At 60.8% G+C, this 1131-nt stretch carries 2 protein-coding genes; both read left to right on the forward strand.

Features of this window, described 5'->3' with window-relative positions; genetic code table 11:
* Window positions 1–223 (forward strand): hypothetical protein (locus AB4043_RS26290; RefSeq protein ID WP_442308626.1); only part of this gene is annotated, 223 nt, incomplete at its 5' end.
* The gene (locus AB4043_RS26295) at window positions 220–990 is read left to right on the forward strand and encodes a septal ring lytic transglycosylase RlpA family protein (protein WP_442302424.1); all 771 of its coding nucleotides are present in this window, start codon (window positions 220–222) and stop codon (window positions 988–990) included. The genes AB4043_RS26290 and AB4043_RS26295, both read left to right, overlap by 4 nt.
* Window positions 991–1131 lie beyond the last annotated feature (141 nt).

Genomic DNA, 1131 nt, shown 5'->3' on the forward strand with positions numbered 1-1131 from the left:
GAGCTACGCCATGGCGAAGAGCTACGCCATGGCGAATGATTGGAATGATCGCATTCATGAAGCTGTAGACCGCATGGAGGCCGAACTCCGCAAAGCCATCGATTACGTCAACGACGAGGTGGTGCCCGAGGCGCGGATGCAGGGCGCTGAGGCGCTGCGCAAAGCTGCGGAGAAACTTCGGCAGGTGGCGCAGAAGCTGGATGAGAGGACGCCTCGCCGTTGATCCGCAGCCGCTCCATTGCCGCAGGCGTTATGGTCGTGCTCGCCCTGGTGTTGACCGGATGTCATCACAAGAAGGTGCGTGTAGCGCGCCGTACGCCTCCTCCACCGGTTACCCGCGATCCGCGCACCTCGGCAGGGAACTATCCGCCGGTCCGGCCGGTGCCGGGACTAGGCACCGGGCAGTCGCAGGAGCCACAGCCTGATTACGGCGATAAGGTGTATTCGACCGAGGTGGGTATGTCGAGCTGGTACGGCCCGCCGTATCACAACCGCAATGCGGCGAACGGCCTGCCGTATGACCAGAACGCCATGACGGCCGCGCATCGCACGCTTCCCATGGGCACCGTCGTTCGCGTGACCAATCTGCAGACGAACCAGTCTGCGGTGGTGAAGATCACCGATCGCGGACCCTTCGTGCAGGGGCGTGTCCTGGACCTGTCGATGGCCGCGGCCAAGGCTACAGGGGTCTATCGCGCAGGTGTGGCAAAGGTAAGGATCGACGTGTTGCAGCAGACAGCGAATGCAGCGGTCTCCGGTAAGTGGTGCGTGCAGGTCGGCGCCTTTACCGAGGAAAAGAACTCATTGAAGTTGAAAGACCAGATGCAGCGCCGCTATCACACGGCCAAGGTGATCGAGTTCCCAGGACCGACCGGGCACTGGGTGCGCATCAATCCCGCAGTGATGGATAAGGCGCACGCAACCGAGGTGGCGGAGGGCATTCATCCCAATGAACCGAATGCGCAGGCGTATCTGGTGAGGCTGGACTAGTTGCTGGTTCCTGGTTGCTAGGGCGTATCGACATATTCACTTCCGCTGCGGGAGAGTTTTTGTTGCAGTTTTTGCATGGGAGTATTGCGCTACGAGCTGACCGATGCTCAGTGGAATCGGATAGAAGGGTTGTTGCCAGGC

It is taken from the genome of Terriglobus sp. YAF25 (genome assembly GCF_052113305.1).
GTDB lineage: Bacteria > Acidobacteriota > Terriglobia > Terriglobales > Acidobacteriaceae > Terriglobus.